Source organism: Bradyrhizobium sp. 157 (assembly GCF_023073815.1).
Lineage (GTDB): Bacteria > Pseudomonadota > Alphaproteobacteria > Rhizobiales > Xanthobacteraceae > Bradyrhizobium.
Genome location: NZ_JADPKF010000086.1, coordinates 54,771 through 78,124, shown reverse-complemented (window position 1 = coordinate 78,124; position 23,354 = coordinate 54,771). Strand labels below are relative to the sequence as shown.

22 protein-coding genes and 8 pseudogenes are annotated in these 23,354 nt (G+C 61.3%); 21 read left to right on the top strand and 9 right to left on the bottom strand.

Translation table 11 applies throughout. From position 1 onward, the window contains the following. The first annotated feature begins 117 nt into the window (after positions 1-117). The 5 genes and pseudogenes from IVA95_RS23435 (at position 118) to IVA95_RS23415 (ending at position 4,390) form a co-directional block, all read left to right on the top strand. Positions 118-1,597: pseudogene (locus tag IVA95_RS23435) on the top strand (aldehyde dehydrogenase). Further along, a complete protein-coding gene (locus IVA95_RS23430) occupies positions 1,597-2,781 on the top strand; it encodes an aminotransferase class III-fold pyridoxal phosphate-dependent enzyme (RefSeq protein ID WP_247512627.1) in 1,185 nt (394 codons plus the stop codon). Before IVA95_RS23435 ends, IVA95_RS23430 begins: the two are co-directional and overlap by 1 nt. Continuing rightward, complete coding sequence (locus IVA95_RS23425; protein ID WP_247512626.1) at positions 2,778-2,966, top strand: hypothetical protein; 189 nt, start codon at positions 2,778-2,780, stop codon at positions 2,964-2,966. The genes IVA95_RS23430 and IVA95_RS23425 overlap by 4 nt, the downstream gene beginning before the upstream one ends. Before the next feature lie 27 nt (positions 2,967-2,993). Further along, entirely contained in the window at positions 2,994-3,773 is a 780-nt protein-coding gene (locus IVA95_RS23420; RefSeq protein WP_247512625.1) for an SDR family oxidoreductase, read from the top strand. Continuing rightward, positions 3,770-4,390 (top strand): SDR family oxidoreductase, encoded by a 621-nt coding sequence (locus IVA95_RS23415; protein ID WP_247512624.1) that lies wholly within the window; start codon positions 3,770-3,772, stop codon positions 4,388-4,390. Before IVA95_RS23420 ends, IVA95_RS23415 begins: the two co-directional genes overlap by 4 nt. Before the next feature lie 203 nt (positions 4,391-4,593). Here the strand turns inward: IVA95_RS23415 and IVA95_RS23410 are convergent. The 4 genes and pseudogenes from IVA95_RS23410 to IVA95_RS39070 form a co-directional block, all read right to left on the bottom strand. Next, a pseudogene (locus tag IVA95_RS23410) lies at positions 4,594-4,926 on the bottom strand (transporter substrate-binding domain-containing protein); the annotation flags it as partial. Between the two features lie 112 nt (positions 4,927-5,038). After that, positions 5,039-5,416, bottom strand: coding sequence for a chaperone NapD (locus tag IVA95_RS23405; protein ID WP_247512731.1), 378 nt, complete (start codon positions 5,414-5,416; stop codon positions 5,039-5,041). A 30-nt stretch (positions 5,417-5,446) separates the two neighbouring features. After that, positions 5,447-5,518: pseudogene (locus tag IVA95_RS23400) on the bottom strand (nitrate reductase); the annotation flags it as partial. A gap of 293 nt (positions 5,519-5,811) precedes the next feature. Next, positions 5,812-5,946 (bottom strand): hypothetical protein, encoded by a 135-nt coding sequence (locus IVA95_RS39070; RefSeq protein WP_346658034.1) that lies wholly within the window; start codon positions 5,944-5,946, stop codon positions 5,812-5,814. Positions 5,947-6,496: 550 nt separating this feature from the next. Here IVA95_RS39070 and IVA95_RS23390 point away from each other — a divergent pair. After that, complete coding sequence (locus tag IVA95_RS23390; RefSeq protein WP_247512623.1) at positions 6,497-7,012, top strand: hypothetical protein; 516 nt, start codon at positions 6,497-6,499, stop codon at positions 7,010-7,012. 14 nt (positions 7,013-7,026) lie between these two features. Here IVA95_RS23390 and IVA95_RS23385 read toward each other — a convergent pair whose 3' ends face one another. From IVA95_RS23385 to fixL, 4 genes are all read right to left on the bottom strand, one after another. After that, positions 7,027-7,722 carry a helix-turn-helix domain-containing protein gene (locus tag IVA95_RS23385; protein WP_247512622.1) on the bottom strand — a complete coding sequence of 232 codons (696 nt, stop codon included), beginning with the start codon at positions 7,720-7,722 and terminating at the stop codon, positions 7,027-7,029. Positions 7,723-7,846: 124 nt separating this feature from the next. Beyond that, a complete protein-coding gene (locus IVA95_RS23380) occupies positions 7,847-8,281 on the bottom strand; it encodes a response regulator (RefSeq protein ID WP_247512621.1) in 435 nt (144 codons plus the stop codon). A 43-nt stretch (positions 8,282-8,324) separates the two neighbouring features. Then, positions 8,325-8,942: a response regulator FixJ gene (gene fixJ, locus IVA95_RS23375; RefSeq protein ID WP_247512620.1), complete on the bottom strand. Its 618-nt coding sequence runs from the start codon at positions 8,940-8,942 to the stop codon at positions 8,325-8,327. Then, on the bottom strand, positions 8,932-10,467 hold the full coding sequence (gene fixL / locus IVA95_RS23370) for a sensor protein FixL (RefSeq protein ID WP_247512619.1): 1,536 nt from the start codon (positions 10,465-10,467) through the stop codon (positions 8,932-8,934). Before fixL ends, fixJ begins: the two co-directional genes overlap by 11 nt. A gap of 661 nt (positions 10,468-11,128) precedes the next feature. Between fixL and IVA95_RS39065 the strand changes: the two genes are divergently transcribed. The 5 genes and pseudogenes from IVA95_RS39065 to IVA95_RS23345 all read left to right on the top strand — a co-directional run bounded on the left by IVA95_RS39065 (position 11,129) and on the right by IVA95_RS23345 (position 14,489). Continuing rightward, the gene (locus IVA95_RS39065) at positions 11,129-11,404 is read left to right on the top strand and encodes a hypothetical protein (RefSeq protein ID WP_346658033.1); all 276 of its coding nucleotides are present in this window, start codon (positions 11,129-11,131) and stop codon (positions 11,402-11,404) included. Positions 11,405-11,628: 224 nt separating this feature from the next. Further along, complete coding sequence (locus IVA95_RS23360) at positions 11,629-12,072, top strand: CBS domain-containing protein (RefSeq protein WP_247512618.1); 444 nt, start codon at positions 11,629-11,631, stop codon at positions 12,070-12,072. A gap of 83 nt (positions 12,073-12,155) precedes the next feature. Continuing rightward, positions 12,156-12,614: pseudogene (locus tag IVA95_RS23355) on the top strand (ABC transporter permease); the annotation flags it as partial. 2 nt (positions 12,615-12,616) lie between these two features. After that, a pseudogene (locus IVA95_RS23350) lies at positions 12,617-13,391 on the top strand (ATP-binding cassette domain-containing protein). 3 nt (positions 13,392-13,394) lie between these two features. Beyond that, positions 13,395-14,489: pseudogene (locus IVA95_RS23345) on the top strand (MlaD family protein). Positions 14,490-14,496: 7 nt separating this feature from the next. Here the strand turns inward: IVA95_RS23345 and IVA95_RS23340 are convergent. Continuing rightward, a pseudogene (locus IVA95_RS23340) lies at positions 14,497-14,811 on the bottom strand (cytochrome c); the annotation flags it as partial. 186 nt (positions 14,812-14,997) lie between these two features. Between IVA95_RS23340 and IVA95_RS23335 the strand changes: the two are divergent. The 10 genes and pseudogenes from IVA95_RS23335 to IVA95_RS23290 all read left to right on the top strand — a co-directional run bounded on the left by IVA95_RS23335 (position 14,998) and on the right by IVA95_RS23290 (position 23,347). Beyond that, positions 14,998-15,711 carry a Crp/Fnr family transcriptional regulator gene (locus IVA95_RS23335; RefSeq protein WP_346658038.1) on the top strand — a complete coding sequence of 238 codons (714 nt, stop codon included), beginning with the start codon at positions 14,998-15,000 and terminating at the stop codon, positions 15,709-15,711. A 92-nt stretch (positions 15,712-15,803) separates the two neighbouring features. After that, on the top strand, positions 15,804-15,944 hold the full coding sequence (locus IVA95_RS23330) for a hypothetical protein (protein WP_247512616.1): 141 nt from the start codon (positions 15,804-15,806) through the stop codon (positions 15,942-15,944). A 43-nt stretch (positions 15,945-15,987) separates the two neighbouring features. Beyond that, positions 15,988-17,272: pseudogene (gene hemN, locus IVA95_RS23325) on the top strand (oxygen-independent coproporphyrinogen III oxidase). 83 nt (positions 17,273-17,355) lie between these two features. Then, a complete protein-coding gene (locus tag IVA95_RS23320; RefSeq protein ID WP_247512614.1) occupies positions 17,356-17,685 on the top strand; it encodes a hypothetical protein in 330 nt (109 codons plus the stop codon). A 120-nt stretch (positions 17,686-17,805) separates the two neighbouring features. Then, complete coding sequence (ccoN, locus tag IVA95_RS23315) at positions 17,806-19,455, top strand: cytochrome-c oxidase, cbb3-type subunit I (RefSeq protein WP_247512613.1); 1,650 nt, start codon at positions 17,806-17,808, stop codon at positions 19,453-19,455. 11 nt (positions 19,456-19,466) lie between these two features. Next, entirely contained in the window at positions 19,467-20,201 is a 735-nt protein-coding gene (gene ccoO, locus IVA95_RS23310; RefSeq protein ID WP_247512612.1) for a cytochrome-c oxidase, cbb3-type subunit II, read from the top strand. A 27-nt stretch (positions 20,202-20,228) separates the two neighbouring features. Beyond that, positions 20,229-20,393 carry a cbb3-type cytochrome c oxidase subunit 3 gene (locus tag IVA95_RS23305; RefSeq protein WP_247512611.1) on the top strand — a complete coding sequence of 55 codons (165 nt, stop codon included), beginning with the start codon at positions 20,229-20,231 and terminating at the stop codon, positions 20,391-20,393. 6 nt (positions 20,394-20,399) lie between these two features. Further along, positions 20,400-21,272, top strand: a complete 873-nt coding sequence (gene ccoP, locus IVA95_RS23300; RefSeq protein ID WP_247512610.1) for a cytochrome-c oxidase, cbb3-type subunit III — start codon at positions 20,400-20,402, stop codon at positions 21,270-21,272. Positions 21,273-21,380: 108 nt separating this feature from the next. Further along, the gene (gene ccoG / locus IVA95_RS23295) at positions 21,381-22,832 is read left to right on the top strand and encodes a cytochrome c oxidase accessory protein CcoG (protein WP_247512609.1); all 1,452 of its coding nucleotides are present in this window, start codon (positions 21,381-21,383) and stop codon (positions 22,830-22,832) included. Between the two features lie 17 nt (positions 22,833-22,849). After that, entirely contained in the window at positions 22,850-23,347 is a 498-nt protein-coding gene (locus IVA95_RS23290) for a FixH family protein (RefSeq protein WP_256470260.1), read from the top strand. The last annotated feature ends 7 nt before the right edge of the window (positions 23,348-23,354 follow it).

Below are 23,354 nucleotides of genomic sequence, written 5' to 3'. Positions count from 1 at the left end.
TCCACCTATCGGTTGATTGCGACGGAACGGGCCGCGAGCGCCTATTCCCGTTGCAAAAAGGTCTCTTGGCGAGAGGACGTGGGGGTGCGCAAGCCGTCTTCACGAGGCAAGTGAAGCATGCAGCAGGAGCAGATCGATCGGCTGAGAGACGTTAACGCCAAGGGAGCTCTTCATCGCGGGCACGCACGTTCGCAGCCTGCGAGGCGGACGGCTCGACGTCTTTTCTCCGATCGACGGGCGGACGTTCACCAGCATCGCCGACGGTGGCCCCGACGATATCGACCGGGCGGTGCGCGGCGCCCGGCAGGTTTACGAGCAGGGCGCGTGGTCGAAGGCGGCACCCTCTCACCGCAAGAAGATCCTGCTGCGGCTGGCGGAATTGACTGAAGGCCATGCGCTCGAACTCGCCGTGCTGGGGGTCCGCGACAACGGCACCGAGATCAACATGGCCTACAAGGCCGAACCGATATCAGCGGCCGGAACGATGCGCTTCTACGCCGAGGCGGTCGACAAGGTCTATGGCGAGATCGCGCCGACCGGGCGGGATGTTCTTGGCCTGATCCATCGCGAACCGCTCGGCGTGATCGGCGTTATCGTACCCTGGAATTTCCCGTTGATGATCGGCGCCTGGAAGATCGCGCCGGCGCTTGCGACCGGCAACTCGGTCGTGGTCAAACCGCCCGAGCTCGCTTCGCTGACGCTGCTTCGGCTGACCGAGCTTGCCAGCGAAGCCGGTCTTCCGGATGGCGTGCTGAATGTTGTCACCGGCCGGGGGACAACGGCCGGCGAGGCCCTTGCGCTTCACGGCGACGTCGATGCCATTGCCTTCACCGGGTCGGGCGCGGTCGGCAGGCGGTTGCTCGAATACTCCGCGCGGTCGAACCTCAAGCGCTTCTATCTCGAGCTCGGCGGCAAGTCGCCCAACATAGTCTTTGCCGATGTGCCCGATCTCAAGCAGGCGGCCAAGGTGTCCGCCAACGGCATCTTCCGTAATTCGGGACAGGTCTGCGTCGCCGGATCGCGGCTGATCGTGCAATCCTCGATCCACGACCGCTTCATGGACGAGTTGTTGAGCGTGACCACTTCGCTCCGGGTTAGCGATCCCCTGCGCTTGAGTTCTGACATCGGCGCGGTGGCGAGCGAAGCCCAGTTGCAACGAAGCCTCGATGCAGTGGAGCTTGCCGAGCGTGAGGGTGCGAAGCGGCTGACCGGCGACGAGCGGATTCTTCGCGACACCGGCGGGACCTTCGTGTCGCCGGCGATCTTTGCCGACGTCTCGCCTGAAATGACGTGGTCGCGCGAGGAGGTGTTTGGACCGGTGCTTGCGGTCACGCGGTTTGACAGCGAGGACGAGGCCGTGCGGCTTGCGAATTCCACCAGCTATGGGCTGGCGTCGGCGGTGTGGACCGGCAGCCTGTCGACTGCGCACCGCATGGTGCGCGCCGTCAACGCGAGCGTCGTGCACGTCAACACCTATGGCGGTGCCGACATCACCGTGCCGCTCGGCGGCTTCAAGCAATCGGGATTCGGACGGGACAAGTCGTTGCACGCGCTCGACGAATATTGCGACCTCAAGACCGCCTGGATTGCGCTGTGATGAACGCCGCAAAGCTGGACATGCTGATCGCGCGCGAACAGGAACGTTTCCTGAAGCTGCATCCGCGCTCGGCCAGGGCGTGGGAGGAGGGCAAGCAGCATTTTCTTTATGGCGGCCCCTCGCACTGGATGCGGCGCTGGGCCGGCGGGTTTCCCTGGTATGTTGAGGAAGCCAATGGCGCGCATATCCGCGATATCGACGGGCATGACTATGTGGACTTTTGCCTCGGCGACACCGGCGGCATGTGCGGTCATGCCCCCGAGGCCATCACCCGGGCCGCACTGCGCCAGCTAAGCCGCGGCGCGACAATGATGTTGCCGACCGAAGACAGCCTCTGGGTCGGCGCCGAACTCTCCCGCCGCTTCGGCCCGCGGTACTGGACGCTGACGACGTCGGCGACCGACGACCAACCGCGGCGCGATCCGCATCGCGCGAATGATCACGGGGCGGCCGAAAGTCCTGGTGTTCTCCGGCTGCTATCACGGCGGCATCGAGGAGGCCCATATCGAGATCCGCGACGGCCGCGTCGGCATGCGCAACCGATCGATCCGAACGGCGTCGACCACGCCGCTGTCAGCCGGATCGTCGAATTCAACGATGTCGAGGGCCTGGAGAGGGCGCTGTCGCACGGCGACGTCGCCTGCGTATTGGCCGAGCCCCTGATGACGAACTTCGGGATGATCCCGGTCGCGCCCGGCTTCCACGAAGCGCTGCGCGATATCACACGCCGTACCGGCACCGTCCTGATCATCGACGAGACCCATACATTGTCCTGTGGGCCCGGCGGTTTTACGCAGCTTCACGGCCTGGAGCCCGATATTCTCGTCGCCGGCAAGGCGATTGCCGGCGGCATTCCCGCGGGCATTTTCGGCCTCAACGCCGAGATCGCCGAACGAATGTGGAAACTCGTACCCCTTGCCAACCCGCGACAACGCCAGGCTGCCCATCTCGGCATCGGCGGCACGCTGGCCGGCAATGCGCTTACGGTCGCAACCATGCGCGCGGTGCTCGAGAGCGTACTGACGGCGGAAAACTACCAGCGCATGATTGCCAACGCGACGCGGCTTGCCGGGCAATCCGCAGCCTCATCGCCAACCAGCGTCTGCCCTGGCATGTCACCCAGATCGGCGCCCGCGCCGAGATCATGTTCATGCCGGAGCCGCCGCGAAACGGTGCCGACGTGATTGCTCATCGAAACGGCGATCTCGAAACGCTGCTTCACGCCTTCTACATGAACGAAGGCATTCTGGTGACGCCGTTCCACACCATGTTGTTGATGTGTCCGGCGACGACGCCTGACGATATCGAGAAGCATACAAGGGTGTTTGAACGCTTCATCGTCCTCTTGCGCGAGGCCGGTCTGGCCTGAAGGCGGAGTTGCAATGGCTCGATGCTCATGACATCAGCTCCTTTCGACCTGTCGGGAAGAGTAGCGCTGGTGACCGGTGGCGGACGCGGCATTGGCGCCGCTATCGTCACCCGCTTCGCCGAGGCCGGAGCGACGGTGGTGATCGCGAACCGCACGAGGGATGTTGCTGCGGAACTAGTCAGGCAACTCGAGGCGTGCAACCTCCGTGTGCATGACGTTCCCTTCGACGGGCTGGATCGGGCAGGCCTGCATGCACTGGTGGGTCAGGCCGCAAGCCGGCACGGCCGCCTCGACATCGTGGTCCACAACGCGGGAGGATGCCTGTGGTCGTCGCTCGAAGAGCTTGACGAGGAAAAGCTCGATGCGACCCTGGCACTCCTGGCGCAGGCCGCCATTCCGCACATGCGGGCGAACCGGTTCGGGAGAATCCTGGTGACGTCGTGGGTGTCGGCCCGGGTCGCGATGGGAGGCGGCACCCATTACTCGGCCGCGAAGGCCGGCGTGAACGCGTTCATTCGCGGCGCGGCATTTGAGCACGCCCGAGATGGCATCACCGTGAACGGCGTCGAAGCCGGCTTCATCGCAAAGCCCGGCCGCGGTACCCTGAGCACGCCGGAGAACATGGCGCGGATCGGACGGTTTATTCCGGTCGGATCGATGGGCGAGGCCGACGACATCGCCTACGCCATGGTCTATCTCGCGTCGGAACATGCGAAATATGTGACAGGCCAGACGACCCTCATCGATGGCGGCTCGACGCTGCCGGAAACCGGATTTGCCGTCGAGCAGCAATGGGGGATCGAATGAGCAGTCGTCTTGCAGGGCGCATCGCCCTGATCACGGGTGCTGCGACCGGAATCGGACGCGCATCGGCCGAATTGTTTACACGCGAAGGTGCCCGCATTGTTCTGTTTGGCCTGGGCGGTCCGGCGCTGGATGATGCCGCCAGTGCGGTCGGTGGAACTGCCGTACATGGCGATGTGACGAACGAAGCGGATATTGCCGCGGCCATCGGAACGTGCGGCGAAAGACTTGACATCGGGCTCAACGCCGCCGGCTTGATCATTCCGGATGAACCGGAAACCGTGACGGACGAGACCTGGACGACAACGTTCGACGTCAATCTGACGGGAACGATGAGAGTCTGCCGCGCTACCCTTCCGCTGCTCAGGCAGCGGGGCGGAGCGATCGTGAACATCGCCTCCGTTGCGGCGTTCAATTCGAGCCCGGACGGCGTGAGCTATGCGGCGAGCAAGGCGGCGGTCGTGTCCTACACGCGCTCGCTCGCCTTTGCCCACGGTGGCGACGGAATTCGCGCCAATGCCGTTGCTCCGGGATGGGTGCGGACGCCGATGAGCGAGCATGAAATGCGGCTTCTCGCGGAAAAAAAGGCAGTACACCAGAAGACGAATTCAGGGTGTTAAGGGAGCGAATCGCATTGCGCAGGATTGCCGAGCCATCGGAGATCGCATCCTGCTGTCTGTTTCTAGCATCCACCGAAGCCTCTTTCATCACCGGAGCGGTGCTGATCGCTGACGGCGGTGGCCGGGCGCCGACGCAGAGCAGGGCCGTGTGAAGCCACGGGGAAAGCCGAAGGGACGCAAGCACCGGTCGCGGCCGCCTATCATCAGCGCTCGTAGCTTGCGGGATCCGGGCTGTCCGACGGATTTGCAAATGCCTTGCGCAGAACCGCCGACATGGGCGTATTGAAGTTGAGCCCGTTCGGCGGGACCGGCGATTCGAGCCACTTTTTGTAGAGCGCCTCGATCTCCGGGCTGCGGTAAAGCTCCGCAGTCGTACGATCTGCCACTGCCTTGAAGGCTGCGTCGTCCTTACGCAGCATGGTCCCATAGGGTTCGGCCTTTGAAAAAGTTTTGTCGCTGATGATATAGGCAGACGGGTCCTTCGACCTGGCGATCGCGACGGCAAGCTGCACGTCATCGAGGACGTAGGCCACGGCGGCGCCGGCGATCGACGGCATTCCGCCGGCGAGTGCCGCCATTGTGGCCGCCTCGAGCTTGAGAACCTGACGGCGATCGAGCGTGGGTTCGGTCATGGCAATTCTCCCGAAGTCAGGTGGTCGCGTCGATGGCGTGGAAAACAAGCGAAGCGGAATAGACGTCGGGCAACAGCGCGAGCTGGTTGAGCGTGGTGCCGAGCGCGCCGGCATCCGGCGAATCGACCACGAAGACGAGCTTGCTCTTGGGATCGCGGCCGTAGATTTCGCATCCCTCCAGGGTCAGGATTGCAGCTTCCACGTCTGCGAGGCGCTCCGGGCGGGCCTGCACCAGAATGCTGGCGATCTCGCCGCCGGGCGGCGCCACCACGCGATCCGGATTGAGCAGACGGCCCGTAATAAGGGCCCGACGATCGATCGCGCTATGAGGTCTGGCACGTTTTTCTCCCTGAAGAGCTGCAACTACCGCGTGGGAGGGCCGGGGCCCGGCCATCATCTGGTAGATCCAAACGGCGAGGGCCTAGCTGCCGACGGTCGCGACCGCAAAGGCCAGCAAAAGCACGGCAGTCAGAAATAGAGACGCGAATTTTTCCATGCGCCTGCGGCGCGGCCTTCCGCCTCCTGTCGTCGCTTGCGGCCGACATGCTGAATCTCGTTTGCGATTTGACGGCTGGATCATTGGCGGCATCGGTGCCGCTGCCCGCGTCAACGCTAGAAGAAGTATCGCTCGCTGCTTTGATCTAGATCAATCCGGCCCGAGTTCGCCGTTTCCGCAGTGCGAAATCGGGGGCGTTTTGCCGCGCCTCGGAATCGAGGCCGTCGCAGCGAATTTCCTCGGTATCTAGCCAAATTCGGCCCGTTGCTCACGGGCCGAAGCTGACGAATGCATCACGCCTTCTGACCCAGTTCGTCGATTGCCGCCGTGTTGGGGCAGTACTCGTCATACCGTTGGGCGAGGGTGCCGGCGTCGAGGTCGTGGTTGCACAGGGCCTTCCGCTCGCATGCAGAGCAGACGCGGACCATGTCACGTTGCAGGACAGGCTGGGTCCGCGAGAGGGTCGCTTCGTCGATGCCCAGGATTTCAGGAGCCTCGGCAACTCATCGCTCGCATGTGGTCCCTGCCGGACAACGGCATCGAGCTCGGCAGGACTCACACAAAGGTCCCGCGCAATACGTGCGAAATCCCCGCTATTCATATCGCGAAGTTCACGCATCTCGCGCTGATGCTGGAGCCAGTCGCCGAACAGATTAATGACGTTTTCGACGATCGGGTATGTCTTGATCTCGGTTTTCATGGCGCGCTCCCCAACGTGCTGAAACTCCGAGCATGAACGTATAGCCACGCTGAGTCGTTGCGGTAGATCAAATGGCATGAAGGTGTGTACACTTGCCTCCTCTCAATTCCTTATTGACGCCATACGCGCCAGTGCGTCGGATAAATCAGCACGGGCTGGTCGGCCCAGACGTTGAACTACATGGCCTCGCGCTTCATGAATTCGAGCACACGTCGGATCCATCGTCCGCTCCCTGCAAACACACCTGGAGCCGCGCCTCCTGATGAGCGCGCCATGACATGGACCGTTTCCTAGAACTTGCCGCCTTCTATTCCGCGGCATTTCAATCGCCCCTCATTGCCTTTGTCCTGACATCGCTCATCATCGAAATGACGCGGGGGCCGAACATGGCCCATCTCGCCGTGCTCGGTGCGAGCCGGGGCCGCCTCGCCGGATTCTCCGCCGTCCTTGGCGTCGCGCTGGGATTGGCGCTGCTCGGCATCGCGGTCGGGCTTGGTGCGGGATCGCTGATCCTCAACAATCCTGTTCGCTTACGAAACCCTGCGCTGGGCCGGCGCGATTTACCTTTTCACCTCGATGCAGTTGGCGTTGAGGCGTTCATTGTCAACCAGCCGTTCAGCCAGCACCATCGCCTGCGACGGACCATTCGATTGGACATCAACTTGGCGCTGCAGGCACTTGAAGCTGTGGCCGTCCGAATTCAGGATATCCTTATAAAACGAGACGCGATAGTTGTTCATTCTCGACTCCTAGCCGTGTGCGTTGCGCATTGTCGCGTACAGATGGGGACGTAGGCAGGCGGCCTGCCTCAGGCGTCCATGTCTGCCAGACGTTGGCGGTTGCGCAGCACGATTTGACGGGCACTCGAAAACACCAGGACGCCCTGATCGTTGAGCTGCGACAGCGCGCGCGACACGGTTTCCAGCGTCAGGCCGAGATAATCGCCGATATCGCGGCGGCACATCGGCAGCGCCATCATACCGGTCTTGGCGAGCCGGCGGTCCATTTCCAGGAGGAACGTCGCAACCTTTTCCATCGCGGTCTTGCGGCCGAGCAACAGCATATGATCTTCCGCGTGCCTGAGATCGCTTGCGGTCATGGTCCAGAGATTGTGGGCGACCCTGACGTTGGATCCCGCGGCGGCTTCCAGGCTGCGGCGCTTCACCAGGCGGACGGTGGTATCGGAGATGGCTTCGGCCGTCAGGCGATGGGAGGTGCCGGGATCGAGGCCGAAGACGTCGCCGGCCAGATGGAATGCGCCGATCTGGCGCCGTCCGTCGTTCAACAGCTTGTAGGTACGAACCGCACCCCGGATTACCTGATAGACGTACTCGGCAAGTTCGCCCTCGCCGTAGATTTCCTCGTCCTTGCGGTAGGAGAATTCGGTCGCGACCACACCCGAGCAACTGGCGATGACGCTGAACTGGTCGGCCGACGGAGGTACCGGGCTGCGCGGGGCGTTGAGAACGTGGGCTGCCGGCGCGGTGATCGTCTGGGTATGCATGTCGCCATCTCCTCGATGCGGGATGGCTTGGTTTATCGAGGATATCTGTTCGGCGATATTTCGGACGATATCCTAAGGGGGTCTACTTATGGGGTTTTACGGGTGCCGCGTCTCGCCTGATTATTCAGGACTGGCCCGTCGCGGAGCCCGGATTGATGGCGTTTCGAATACATTCCACCAAATTGTCTTCGAGATTGGGCTTGAGGAGGACCTGAAGCACCCCGGCAGAGCTGGCCTTCGCCGAAATGCTCCCGTCTGGATAACCCGTAATCATGACGATCGGCGTGCTGATGTCGAGGCCGCGCAGTCGCTGGGCAAGTTCCAAACCGTCGATCCCTGCCATCTTGTAATCCACGACGAGGCAATCCGCGCCCTGCGGGATCGAAGATTCCAGCAACGCGGACCCGCTGCGGAAGGTGCGGACCTCGAAGCCCTCGGTCTCCAGCAAAAACCGCAGCGACTTCAGGACGTCGTGGTCATCGTCGACGACGTAAATCAGCGATTTTTTGGGGGACGGGCCAGTCTCGGAACGGCCGAATGTGTGATGGGTATGCTGCATCAGTGCAGGATAGCCAGTCCGCCCACGCCCATATTGACTTGGCTCAATCGTCGACGATCCCGGCCCGGATCGCAAACCTGACCAATTCCGAGAGGTTAGCCGCCTGCATCTTGGTCATGACGTTGGCCCGATAGACCTCCACCGTGCGAGGGCTGATATTGTATTCCCTGGCAATCACCTTGTTCGATTGGCCGCTCACCAGGCCCTGCATCACCTGCCGCTCCCGCTGGGTGAGGGACGCGACCCGTGCGGCCATGTCGGCCGTCAGCGCTTCGCTCTTCGCGCCGCCTTCATTCTGCGAGAGCGCGGTCTCGACCATCCCGATCAGCCGGTCATCCTCGAACGGCTTTTCGAGAAAGTCGAGCGCGCCAAGCTTCATAGCTTCGACGGCGAGCGGCACGTCGCCATGGCCGGTCATGACGATGATCGGAAGCTTTCGGACGCTGGAGGCTCCATTGAGTTGACGCAGCAATTCCATGCCGTCCATGCCCGGCATCCTTATATCCGTGACCACGCACCCGGCCTCCAGCTTCGGATGCTCGCTCAGAAAAACCTGCGCGGAATCGAACAGGCGCACGCTGTAGCCGGCCGAGCCGAGCAGGAAATCCAGCGAGTCGCGCATCGCCGCATCGTCATCGATGACATAAACCTTACCGCCCATAAGTCACATCCTTGGCAGCACCGGCGGGCAGCGTGAAACGAAATGTTGCACCGCCGGCTTGATTTGTTTCGGCCCACATCCGGCCGCCATGGGTCTCTATGATTGTCCGGCTGATCGAAAGGCCGACGCCCATGCCTGTCTCCTTGGTCGTGAAAAACGGCTGAAACAGGTTCACATGGGTGTCGCTGCCGAATCCATGTCCGGTGTCCGATATGGCAATTTCAATCATATCGTCCGCTGCCTTGGCGTTGGAAGCGATCAGCTCGCGGTGGATCGAATTGGCCATCGCTTCCAGCGCATTGCGGAAGAGGTTGACCAGGACCTGCTGGATCTGGACCCTGTCGGCAAGCACCAGGTCGCAGGCCGGGTCGAGGTTGAAGCGCAGCAATACCCCCTGTTCGCGAGCACCGGTAAGCCCGAGCGCGCCGGCTTCCTCGGTCAGCTTCGAAAGGCTCTCGACGCGCTTCTCCGATGCCTCGCGCCCGACGAAGGTGCGCAGTCGCCGGATGATGTCACCGGCCCGGATGGCCTGTTCCGCGGCACGGTCGAGCGCGGCCTCGATCTTCGGCGCGTTGACGTCGGTGCTGTCCGCGAGCAGGCGGCGTAATCCCTTCATGTAGTTGCTGATGGCTGAAAGCGGCTGATTGAGTTCGTGGGCCAGCGCGGACGCCATCTCTCCCATCGCGCTCAAGCGCGACACGTGAACCAGTTCGGATTGCAGTTCCTGCAGCCTTGCCTGGGTCTGCTGCTGCTCGGTCAGGTCGCGCACAAAGCCTGTGAAGTAAGGTTTCCCGGCCGATTGCATCTCGCCGATGGTGAGATGCATGGGAAATGTGGTGCCGTCCTTGCGCATCCCGGTCACGATGCGGCCGATGCCGATGATGCGGCGTTCACCTGTCTTCAAATAGCGGGCGAGATATCCGTCATGGCGGCTGCGATCCGGCTCCGGCATCAGCTGGCTGATATTTTTCCCGATCGCTTCAGGTTCGGTGTAGCCAAATTGCCGCTCGGCGGCGCTCGAGAAAAACTGCATGATGCCGTGCTCGTCAATCACGATCATGGCATCGGGGACCGTATCCAGGATCGAACGGAAGTGCCGCTCGCGTATCCTTAACTCATCCTCGAAACGCTTCTCACGATCGATGTCGATCATCACACCGCTGAGCCGGGCAGGGACACCATCCGGGCCGGCTACGATGGCGCCGAGCGCGCGCACCCAATGACCCGCATCCGCATACCGGTGCACCCTGTATTGAATATCGAAATTGCACCCGGTTTCGATCGATTGCTGCATCGCCTTCGCGGTGCGATCGCGATCCTGCAAATCAAGCAGGGAGAGGAAATTGTCGTAATCGATCGGCATGTCAGGTGCGACGCCGAAAAGCTTCCTTGTGGTGTTGGACCAGGTCAATTCCCGGGTCGAAAACTCAAAATCCCAGGTGCCGACGCCGGATCCCTCGGCCCCGCTGCGCACGTTCTGGTCGAGCGGATCCTGACTGCGAAATGGTCGGTCGACGTCTATCATGCCTTGCCTCGAACCATTCCATGCACGCCGGAAATCGTGTCCGATTATTGGGAACGCGGCGAATTATCACTAGCGTTTATCTTATTGAGAGAAAAGGCAATATCCACGAGCTGTATTGCTCCCCGGGTATCGCAAAGCCGGGTTTGCTCGTAACGGCGAAAGCTCTCCGTCTTGATCTAGGTCAGGTTCGATCTGGAATCGTTTTCTAAGGTGCAGCTCTGTGGGCAGCACGCCCATTCGGCATTTCGACCCAAAGGGTGGAGCAGGATATGAACTACAAAACCGTCATGGTCAGTCTGGCGCTGGACCGTCCCAATGATGCCTGTCTCGCGGTGGCGGGGGATCTGGCCGACGATTCGGGGCGCGGGTGATCGGCATTGCGGCCTCGGACGTCAAGGCGCCATTGTATTTTGCAGATGGCGGCTAGGCGCAGAAATTCCTCGATGAGGAGGCCACGGCCGTTCGAAGGCGGTTGTCGGAGCTTGAGGCGCAATTCCGTACTGCGGTCGGGAAGCGCGCCAAGTCGGTGGAGTAGCGTTCCGTCCAGGCGATGCCAGTCCCTTACGTCGTGCACCAGGCCAGGGCCGCGGACATCCTCGTGGTAGGTGCGCGCAGCGAGGCCATTGTCGACCCCTGCGCTGCTGCGGATCCCAGCGCACTTTTGATCAAGGCCGGCCGTCCGATCATCGTCGTGCCTCCTGCGGTGGAATGGTTCGATTTCAGAAGCGTGCTGGTGGCCTGGAAGGATGTGAGGGAGGCGCGCCGGGCAATACTCGATGCGCTGCCGATTCTTGCCACGGCAAAAGACATTACGGTTGCAGAAATCAGGGCGCCCATCGCGCCGATGCGTTGTTACATGTTGCGGACGTGGCGGCGTGGCTGCTTGGCCACGGTATCGTTGCGAGCACCGTGGTTCCGGAGTCAGCAGCCGGGGTGACGGAACAGCTTGATAGGATTGCGGCTGACGTCGGCGCTAGCGTTGTCATTGCCGGTGCGGATGGCCACTCACGGTTCAGCGAGTGGATTCTCGGGGGCGTGACGCGACATCTCACCAACCCATCGAACCGCTGCTCCCTGCTGTCACACTGAACTTGATTTCAATCAATACCGCCGGCTGACGGTCTGATTGAATCGCACAGAATTTCGATTGAGGGTCGCATCTTGGATAGCTTCATCGATCAGGTTGTTGCAGACCATATGACGGGCAAAGTCACGACGGTCGTGCGCGGCCTTACACTGCGCGAACTCGGCGATCTCTTTGAACGAGAAGACTTCAATACCTACCCGGTTGAGGAAAACGGGCAGGTCGTAGGGCTTGTCTCGAAGTTCGACCATCTTGCCTGCTTTGTCTTTACTCCGGCCCGCATGATGCCGCGTTACGACGATCTGATGAAGCGGACGGTCAACGATATCATGACCTCGGATTTCATCTATGTCGGGACGGATACCGGGCTGACCAGGGTGCTTCAGCTCATGGTCGATCATCGCATCCGCAGCATGCCGGTGATCGACGGTGATCAGCGGCTTGCGGGCATCATCTCTCGCGAAGACGTGATGCGGGCGTTGCAGCGAAGTGTCGGCGGCAGGGTGCAACGCGCTCGCTAAGTGTGCTTCCTGCCAAGGACCATCCCATGCAAGCGACTATCCGGATGGAACCAAAGGTCACCTAGCTAACTCATAAAGTGCTGGGCCGTTCCGGCAGCGCCTACACCGCCGAGCTCGGCTCGATGAAGATGCGCGAGGAGTTCGACGCGTTGTCGACCATGGGGCTGGATCCGATCGAGCTCCTGATGCTGCCCCGGATCATCGCGCTTGCCTGCGCGCTGCCGATCCTTAGTCTCATCGGCTCGATGGCCGCACTTTATGGCGGCGGCCTGGTCGCGTGGTTCTATGGCGGCATGGGGCCGGCGATCTTCATTGCGCGACTGCACGAGGCCGTATCCGTCACGCATTTCGAGGTGGGCATCATCAAGGCGCCGTTCATGGCGCTGGTGATCGGCATCGTCGCCTGTAGCGAGGGTTTGCGGGTGAAGGGGAGTGCCGAGTCGCTCGGTAAGCAGACCACCACCTCGGTGGTTAAGTCGATCTTCCTGGTGATCGTGCTCGATGGGTTGTTTGCGGTGTTCTTTGCATCGATCGGAATGTAGCGATGCAGGAAGCGGACGGACAGTTTGCGATACGCGTGCATGACCTTGTGGTCGGCTTCCGCCGCCATGTCGTGATCGATCATCTTGATCTCGATGTGCGCCGGGGGAGATACTCGGCCTGGTCGGCGCTTCCGGCGGCGGCAAGTCGGTGCTGATGCGCACCATCATCGGCCTCATTCCGCGGCAGGAAGGCGAGATCGAGGTGATGGGGGCGACAATTGGTGGCAACCATGACCGCACCTCGCGAAGCGCCGCCGGGCGATGGGGCATCCTATTTCAGCAGGGCGCGCTGTTTTCCTCGCTTACCGTGCGGCAAAACATCCAGTTTCCGTTGCGCGAAAATCTCATGCCGTCGGATGAACTGATGGACGAGATCGCCACCGCCAAGCTCGAAATGGTCGGGCTCAGCCGGAGGACGGCGACAAGTTTCCGTCCGAATTATCCGGAGGCATGACCAAGCGGGTGGCGCTGGCGCGTGCGCTCGCACTCGATCCCGCGATCGTGTTTCTCGACGAGCCGACTTCGGGCCTCGATCCGATTGCGGCGGGCGATTTCGATGCCTGATTAAGACATTGCAAAAAGCACTAGGGCTGACGGTGTTCATGGTCACCCATGATCTTGCCAGTCTGAATACCGTTTGCGACCGCGTCGCGGCACTCGCCGACGGCAAGATCGTCGCCATCGGGCCGATGCGCGAACTGCTTCAATCCGCATCCGTGGGTGCGGGCCTATTTCCAGGGCAAGCGTTCCCAGATGCTGCAATCCAAAGCGAGCTAGACCATGGAAACCCGCGCTCCCTTCGTCGTTGTCGGCGCCTTCGTGCTGGCGGCGATCGCCGCCGTATTTGGCTTCATCTACTGGCTGCACAATGCCGGTGGTCTCGGACCGCGCGCGACCTACCACGTCCAGTTCGAAGGCTTGGTGCCCGGGCTGTTGGTTGGCGCTGCGGTGCTGTTCATCGGCATCCGCGTCGGCGAAGTCTCCGAGCTCGGTCTCGCGCCGGGTAAACCGCGCGGCGTCAATGCGACCATTTCGGTGGCTTCGACGACACCGGTACGCGCCGACACCAAGGTCGGTCTGGAATTCCAGGGCCTGACTGGCGTTCCCGTTATCACGCTGGAAGGCGGTATGCTGGCTGCCAATACCGGCAAGGTGCCGACGCTTATTGCCGACCCCGGCGCCGGGCAGGGCATGTCGCAGGCTGCCCGTGACGCGCTGCGCAAGGTGGATTCGGTGCTGACGGAGAATTCCGGCGCGCTGAAGGACACCATCGCCAATTTCAAGTGTTTTCGGAAGGCCTTGCCCGCAACGCCGGCAAGCTCGACGGCATCGTCGCCGGCCTCGAACGTATGACCGGCGTGACCGCGCCGCCGGTAAAGATCACCTATGACTTGCGCGCCCTGCAAAATCAGGGACCGGCGGGCAAGACGGTGAACGTGCAATGGGCGATCCCGGAGCCCACGGCGGTCGCAGACCCAGCGATTTCTTTTCTCGCCGGCACAGGACCATCCAGGGTTTGCCGAAGCGATGTGGGCCGATTCGCTTCCAAAACTGTTGCAGGCAAGGCTGATCGAGAGCTTTGAGAACTACGACCTCGCGCATGCGCCGCTGCGCATGGCGGACGTAGGCCAAACCGAATTCCAGCTTGTGATCGACGTCCGCCGGTTCCGTACTGTGGTCGATGCGAAGCCTTCAGCCGAAATCGCTTTGTCGGCGAGGATCATCGACAAGAGCGGTAAGGTCGTCGCGGCACGCCTATTCGAGGAAAGTGAGAAATTCGACCAGGTAGAGCCGCCAGAAGCCGCCGCTGCGTTCAGCGGTGCATTCGGCCGGATTGCGAAGAACGTGATCGCCTGGACGGTGGGGGCTTTGTAGAAAGGTATTCCAGCGTCTTCAGATACGACAACAGGTCGTGAATCTGGTCGGGATCGAGCTGGAACTCCGGCATGGTCGGATGCCCGGTCTGGATGCCCTCGGCGAGCGACTCAGCCAAATTCTCTATCGGATAGCGCTTGTGCAATATCCGGAACGGAGGCGCTATCTTTAGCGGGCTTTGGCCCACGCGGTCGACGGCGTGACATCGTGCACAATTATTGAGTGCAAATGTCTTGCCGCGCCGTTCGTCAGGTGAAGCGGCGAGGGCCGGCGTCAACGCGATGAACGCAAAAGCGATAGGCCTCAAAATTCGTTCGATCATTGCAGCGTCCACTCTGGCGGGTTTCCAGACATCGACGGCACAGTGCAGGTTTATTCGAGAACCCAATTGATCTCGATCAACTGGCCTGCCGTGGATCCTTTAAAATGGAACGCGTCTCAGCGGTCGTTGAGTAGCCGGCCTATGACCGCGGGATGCAATTGCCGGTCGGTCGAATGGACAGGGAACATGATCCGAACTATCTCGCCATTACGCGCCAATTTCGGTCGTTGCACGGCCTGCGCTGTACGGTCGCTCAGCATCTGCGGCGCGCTTGACGAGACAGATCTTGTCGAATTCGAGCGAATAGCCCGCCAGGTTCATTTGGCGCCCAGCGAAGCGCTGTTCTCTGCGGGCCAGGTTGCCAGCTCGGTTCACAATCTTACCGCGGGTGTTGCGCGTCTGTACAAGCTGCTGCCAGATGGGCGGCGGCAGGTAATCGGATTTGCACTGCCGGGAGATTTTCTCGGCACCATGCCGTCTATTCGCTACAGCTATTCGGCGGACGCGATTAAGCGTGTTTCGGCGTGTCGCTTCCCCGTGGATGCCTTTAAACATTTTATCGAGCAGCGGCCACACTTTCTGCTCCGGATCAACGAATTCGCGTCACGCGAACTGATGCTGGCGCAGCAACAGATGCTGCTGTTGGGGCGGCGCAGGACGGAGGAGAAGGTCGCAGCCTTCCTGGTCGGCTGGCGGGCGCGGCTGGCCCATATCGGCGACGAGCGGCAAACTGTTTCCTTGCCTATGAGTCGGCAGGATATCGCGGACTATCTCGGGCTGACGATCGAGACGGTGAGCCGGACGTTGACCCGATTCGAGCGCGAAAAGATGCTTGTTATCGTCAGCGGAGGCGTGCGCCTGCTCGATTGCCCACGTGCCGAGGCGATGGCCGCGGCGTGAAACCATCTTAAGCGGTAACCCATCTATTTGATTCAGCGCAAAGACGATTTGCGTGAAGCAGGCATTGTTCCTCCATCACAAGGAGATCACCTATGCCCGCTGATTCCATGCTCGTTGCCGCAGGCGTTGTCCTGATGTTCGTCGTCTTTGCTGCCGTTCTGGCGTGGGGCGATTTGCAGACCCGCCCCAAGCAATTGGCCCAACAGACTGACGCCAGGCGCCGGCCTTTCTGACCCGAGGCATCCGGTCAAGTAGTCTGGCGAAGAGAGCCCTGCCGTGAACGATATTGTACGCCGTTATGCCCGATTGCAGGTGCCGCGATATACGCCCTACCCGACGGCGGCCGAATTCACGCCGGCGGTGGCGTCCGCGGACCAGCAACGCTGGTTGCGCGATCTGGAGTGGCCGAGGCCGTCTCGGTCTATCTGCATGTGCCGTATTGCCGCGAACTCTGCCTCTATTGCGGTTGCATACCAAGAAGGCGCTGCGCGAGGACGTCGGCGGCGCCTATCGCGCGGCGCTGGAGCACGAGATTGTGCTGGTCAGCGACAATCTGACAGCGTCGGTTCACATTGCGCGACTGCACTGGGGTGGGGGAACGCCCAGCATTCTGGGGGCCGAGGGTCTCGCATCCGTGATGGCAGTCCTGCGCCGGCATTTCGTTCTCGAACCCGGTCTCGAGCACGCCATCGAGCTCGATCCCCGCTGTGTGACGTCGTTGCTGGCGGGCAGCCTGAATGAGCTTGGTGTCAACCGCGTCAGTCTGGGCGTGCAGGACGTCAATCCAATGGTGCAGGCGGCGATCGGCCGGTGGCAGCCGATGCAGGATGTCGCCGCGGCCGTTTTGCGGCTGTGGGCTGCCGGCATCGGCAATCTGAGTTTGATCTACGGATTGCCGCTGCAGACCGTCGCCTCGCGCATCGCCTGCTACGGCTACGCCCACATGCCGCGTCTCAAGGCCAATCAGCGGCTTATCGATGAGAAGATGCTTCCCGGTGCGGAGGAGCGTATCGACCAGGCCGAGGCCATCGCCGAGGAATTCCAGCGCCACGGCTTTCTGAAGATCGGCATCGATCATTTTGCAAAACCGGGTGATGCGCTGGCGCGGGCCGCGGCGTCGGGACGGCTGCATCGCAATTTCCAGGGCTATACCGACGACAGCAGGGAAACCCTGATCGGCTTCGGCGCGTCTTCGATTTCGCGGTTCAGGGACGGATATGTCCAGAATATCTCCGACGTTCCAAGCTATGTTCGTGTCATTGCGGATGGCCGCCTGGCGGCGGCGCGCGGTTGTCGGCTCGATGCCGCCGAAAAGCAGCGCGCCAATACAATCGAAAGCCTGATATGCGCGTTTCGGGCCGACCTCGACGTCACCGCGCCGGCAATGGAATTTACGGAAGAAATTGCCTCGCTGCGGCCTTTGGTAGACGACGGCTTGGTACGCATTGAAGGCCGCGTCGTGACGTCGACCGATACCGGCCGTCAGGTGGTACGGGTCATCGCGGCAGTATTCGATCCGCACACGCGCACGGATGCGGCGCGTTTCAGCAAGGCGGCGTGACCCGCGCAGCCGGCTTGACTTCGATCAAGGCAATCCCCGTCCGAACTAGCATTGCTGCGGGATCATCATCCTGGAGACCTCCCATGACGAATGCTTTCGGCCAAACAGGCAAGTTGCGCGGATTCAGTGTTCTGACCGCATGGGCAAAGTCCGTCGCCGCCAGTTTTTCCCGCGCGAACGAGCTGCGCGGCATGGACCGCTCCGAGTTCGAGCAGATTGCGCGAGATCTGAATCTGTCGCCCCCGGAGCTTTACGGGCTTTTGACGGGGTGTCGGGTCTCCGCTGACGCGCTGGATGAATGCCTGGCAGCGGAACTCGAGGCATCTCCGCAGCTTGCGAAGCGACTGCGTAAGATCGAACGGAAGCATCGTGCAGCCCTACGGATATCCGTCCCGATCGCTCCGTGTTGCTGACGTTTTGACAGCTTTTTCCCCAGCGCTCTCGCAAATTCGCCGGAGTTTGACCTTGATCAATTCGACGACGCCCCAGGTGTGATCATTCGGGACTGACCTTTGCAGAAGAGAAGCCCGCGCATGAACCAGTCTCAATCCGCAAAATCGATGACGCACGGCGAAGCCGGCCTCGCAATAGTTTTTGCCGCGTCGGCGTTTCTATGCCTGTTCGCCACCGCCAAGGCGCTGGATACGGCGTTCGCCTTTCACGCGTCTCTGGCGTGCGCGGCTAGTTTGTGGGCGGTCTTTGCGATCGTGAACCGGTATTATGACCGGCCCGCGGCGCTCCCCCTCCGGGAAATCAATGGCCGGCCCAATTACAATATGGGTCCCGTCAAATTTTCGGCTGTGATGGCGATGTTCTGGGGCATCGCTGGATTTGCGGTCGGGTTGCTGATCGCGTCGCAGCTTGCCTGGCCTGCGCTCAATTTCGACTTGCCATGGACCAGCTTTGGCCGCCTGCGTCCGCTTCACACATCGGCAGTGATCTTTGCGTTTGGCGGCAATGTGTTAATCGCAACGTCGTTCTATGTCGTGCAGAAGACCTGCCGCGTGCGCCTCGCCGGCGATCTCGCGCCGTGGTTCGTCGTGATCGGCTACAACTTCTTCATCCTGATCGCGGGCACCGGCTATTTGCTCGGCGTCACCCAATCCAAGGAATATGCCGAACCGGAATGGTACGCCGATCTGTGGCTGACGATCGTCTGGGTGGCCTATCTGCTGGTGTTCCTGATGACCATTATCAAGCGCAAGGAACCGCATATCTTTGTCGCGAACTGGTTCTATCTCGCCTTCATCGTCACCATCGCCGTGCTGCATCTCGGCAACAATCCCGCGCTGCCAGTATCCGTCTGGGGCTCGAAATCCTACATTGCCTGGGGCGGCGTGCAGGATGCCATGTTCCAGTGGTGGTACGGCCATAATGCGGTGGGCTTCTTCCTGACCGCCGGCTTCCTTGCCATCATGTACTATTTCATTCCGAAGCGCGCCGAGCGGCCGGTCTATTCCTATCGGCTGTCGATCATCCACTTCTGGGCGATCATCTTCCTCTACATCTGGGCCGGGCCGCATCATCTTCACTATACGGCGTTGCCGGACTGGGCGCAGACGCTCGGCATGACGTTCTCCATCATGCTGTGGATGCCGTCCTGGGGCGGCATGATCAACGGCCTCATGACCCTGTCAGGGGCCTGGGACAAATTGCGCACCGACCCCGTGCTCCGAATACTCGTGGTGTCGGTCGCATTCTACGGCATAGCCACATTCGAAGGCCCGCTGATGTCGATCAAGGTGGTGAATTCGCTCAGCCATTACACCGATTGGACGGTCGGTCACGTTCATTCCGGCGCGCTCGGCTGGGTCGGCTTCGTCTCGTTCGGCGCACTGTACTGCCTGATCCCCTGGTTGTGGGATCGTAAGGGCCTTTACAGCCTCAAGCTCGTCAACTGGCACTTCTGGATCGCGACCATCGGCATCGTGCTCTACATCTCCGCGATGTGGGTTTCAGGGATCCTGCAGGGCCTGATGTGGCGCGCCTACACTTCGCTCGGCTTCCTCGAATATTCCTTCATCGAGTCCGTCGAGGCGATGCATCCCTTCTATGCGATCCGCGCCGCGGGCGGCGCGCTATTCCTGATCGGTGCGTTGATCATGGCCTATAATCTCTGGATGACGGTGCGTGTCGGCGAAGCGGAAGCGCAATCGCCTGTCGCTCTTCAGCCGGCGGAATGAGGAGCGACTAGTTGTCTTTCTGGAGCAGACACCAGATATTCGAGAAGAACTCGATCGTCCTGATCGGCGGAATTCTCACGGTCATTGCCATCGGCGGTCTCGTCGAGATCACGCCGATGTTTTATCTCAAGTCGACCATCGAAGCCGTCGACGGCGTCAGGCCGTATACGCCGCTCGAGCTCGCCGGTCGCAACGTCTATGTCCGCGAGGGCTGCTATCTCTGCCACTCGCAGATGGTCCGGCCATTGCGGGATGAAGTCGAGCGCTACGGCCATTACTCGCTCGCGGCCGAGAGCATGTATGACCACCCGTTTCAGTGGGGATCGAAGCGCACCGGTCCGGATCTGGCGCGCGTCGGCGCCAAATATTCCGATGAATGGCATGTCACGCACCTAACCAATCCGCGCGCGATCGTGCCGCAATCTGTAATGCCGGGATATGCGTTCCTGTCGGAAACGGAAGTCGATGTCTCTGGCATGGCCAGCCATCTTCGCACCAGCCGCGCGGTCGGTGTGCCCTATTCGGACGACCAGATTGCCAACTCCGTGGCCGATCTCAAGGCGCAGGCTGACCCGGATAACGCCGGTGTCGACGCTTTCGCCAAACGTTATCCCAAAGCGGTTGCCAGAAACTTCGACGGCAAGCCGGGCATGCCCACCGAGATGGACGCGCTAGTCGCGTACTTGCAGATGCTCGGCACGCTGGTCGATTTCAAGCTCCACAACAAAAAAGCCAATCTTCGCTGAGCACATCTCCGTCGAGAAAGCAGAACGATGAAAGCCATCCTGACAGTCCAGAATTTTACATCCGATTTCGTCACCACGTTCTGGACGCCCATCTTCGTGGGAATCTTCCTGGCGATCGTAGCTTACGCGTACTGGCCGCGGAGCAAGGCCGCGTTCGACGAAGCCGCGCAGATGCCGCTGCGGGAGGAGTGACGGATCATGACTGAGCACAGCGATTTCGACCAAGTCTCCGGCAAGACGACCACCGGCCACGAGTGGGACGGCATCAAGGAATTGAACACGCCGCTGCCGCGCTGGTGGGTGATCACGTTTTACCTGACCATCGTGTGGGCGATCGGCTACTGGATCGTGTATCCGGCGTGGCCGCTGCTGTGGAGCCATACCACCGGCGTGCTGAATTACTCGTCGCGCGCGGACGTTGCCGTTGAGCTCGCAAACCTCGAAAAAATTCGCGGCGACAAGATGGTCGCACTCGGCGCGGCGCCGCTGGCGGAAATCGAGAAGGATCCGGCATTGCTGGCGCTGGCCCGCGCCCGCGGCAAGACGGTATTCGGCGACAACTGCGCGCCGTGCCACGGCAGCGGCGGCGCCGGTGCCAAGGGATATCCCAACCTGAACGATGACGAATGGCTTTGGGGTGGTTCGCTCGATCAGATCATGCAGACGATCCAGTTCGGTGTCCGTTCCGGGCATCCAAAGGCCCACGAAAACGCCATGCTGGCGTTTGGCAAGGATGGCGTTTTGAAGAAGGATCAGATCGTCACAGTTGCCAACTACGTCCGGTCGCTCTCGGGTCTATCGACCATCCCGGGCTACAACAAATCGGCCGGTGCGAAAATCTTTGCGGATAATTGCGCGGCGTGCCATGGCGACAATGCTAAGGGCAATCAGGAACTCGGAGCGCCCGACCTGACCGACAAGATCTGGCTCTACGGCTCGGACGAGGCGACGCTGATCGAAACGATCAGCAATGGTCGCGCCGGCGTCATGCCGACCTGGGTCGGTCGTCTCGATCCTCCCACGATCAAGGCGCTGGCCGTCTATGTCCACTCGCTCGGCGGGGGCAAATAACGGGCGGGCGCCGGAACTTGCGCATTGTTTGAGGTGGATCAATCGCGGTTGCGGGGGCGTGCCTAAAGTCCACGCCGGACCTGAGATCAACCTCGATGAACAAGCCCCGTGAATCCAATCGATCTGCAGCTTGAAGACGACGGGCCGCTCTATGTGGCCCAGAAGAAGGTCTATCCGCAGAGCGTGTCGGGGACCTTCCGCCGGATCAAATGGGGCCTGATGGCGTTCTGCCTCGGGGTCTACTATCTGCTGCCGTTCGTGCGCTGGAATCGCGGCCTCGGCGCGCCCGACCAGGCGGTGCTGGTCGACCTGCCGAACAGCCGTTTCTATTTCTTCTTCATCGAGCTGTGGCCGCAGGAGGTCTACTACTTCACCGGCCTGTTGATCGTCGCCGCGATCACGCTGTTCCTGATGAACTCGCTGGGCGGCCGTATCTGGTGCGGATACCTCTGCCCGCAAACCGTGTGGACGGATCTGTTCTATGCCGTCGAACGCCTGATCGAGGGCGATCGCCGCGAGCGCATGCGCAAGAATTCCGCGCGCGGCACCATGAAGCTGCAGCGCTTTTCCGAGCTCCTTCTGAAGCATTCGATCTGGCTGATGATCGCGTGGTGGACCGGCGGCGCCTGGGTGCTCTATTTCAACGACGCGCCGACACTGGTGAAGCAGTTGGTGACGTTCCAGGCGCCGATGCTGGCCTATATCTGGATTGCGATACTGACAGCAACGACCTATCTGCTCGCCGGCTTCATGCGCGAACAGGTCTGCGTCTATATGTGTCCGTGGCCCCGTATTCAGGCGGCACTCACCGATGAATGGGCGCTCAACGTCACCTACAAATACGATCATGGTGAAAAGCGCACGTCGCTGAAGAAGGCGAACGAGTTGCGGGCCCTCGGCGAGTCGGTCGGTGATTGCATCGATTGCTACCAATGCGTCGCCGTGTGCCCAACCGGGATCGATATCCGTGACGGCGCGCAGCTCGATTGCATCCAGTGCGGACTGTGCATCGATGCCTGCGACACCGTAATGACCAAGATCGGCCGGGAAACCCGTCTGATCGGGTATGACAACGATATCAATATTCACCGCCGTCAGGCCGGCAAGCCGCCGATCTACCGCATTGTGCGGCCGCGCACCGTCATCTACTCCGCCATGATCGCCTGCGTCGGCGCGCTCATGCTCTATGCGCTACTGACGCGCACGCTGCTCGATGTCAATGTACTCCACGACCGCAATCCGGTCGCGGTGAAGTTGAGCGACGGGTCGATCCGCAATGCCTATACGGTTCGCTTGTTGAACAAGCGGGGCTTCGACCGGGTCATCGCGATCGATATCGACGGTCCGGTCAACGCAACGGTCCATGTCGTCGGCGTCGATTCCGTCACCCCGGAGCGGCCGATGATCATTCTGGGGCGCGACCAGACCACCGAGCTGCGGGTGCTGGTGACGGCGCCTGCCGCAAACAATCCAGAGAAGTCGGTTCCGGTGCATTTCCGCATCACCGATATCGGCCTCGGCGAGGTGGCATCCGCCACCGATAATTTTGTCACGCCGTAAGCGGCAGGAGCCACCACATGACGGGATCGCAGGCGCCAAAACCCATCACCGGCCGCAAGGTGTTGGCAATGCTGATCGCGTTCTTTGGCGTCGTGATCGGAGTCAACCTCGTCATGATGCGGTTTGCTATCCAGACGCTGCCCGGGACCGAGGTCGACAGCGCCTATAGCGCAAGCCTCGCCTATGAGAAGCAAATCACGGCGGCCCGCGATCAGAACGCGCGAAACTGGAAGGTCGATGCGCATGTCGAGCGCAGCGGGCAGGGCGGCGCGACGCTGCAGATCGAGGCGCGCGACAGCAGCGGCCGGCCGATATCGGGCCTAAGGTTTCACGGCCGGTTCGAGCGGCCGACCGACCGGCGCGCCGATTTGCCGGTGCTCCTCGCCGAAGTGGGGATCGGCATCTATCGGGGAAGCGCCCTCGCGATCGCGCCGGGTCAATGGGACCTCGTGCTCGAAGGAGCTTCGGCCGGGCAACGGTTGTTTCTGTCGAAGAACCGTGTGCTGTTGAACTAGGAAGGGC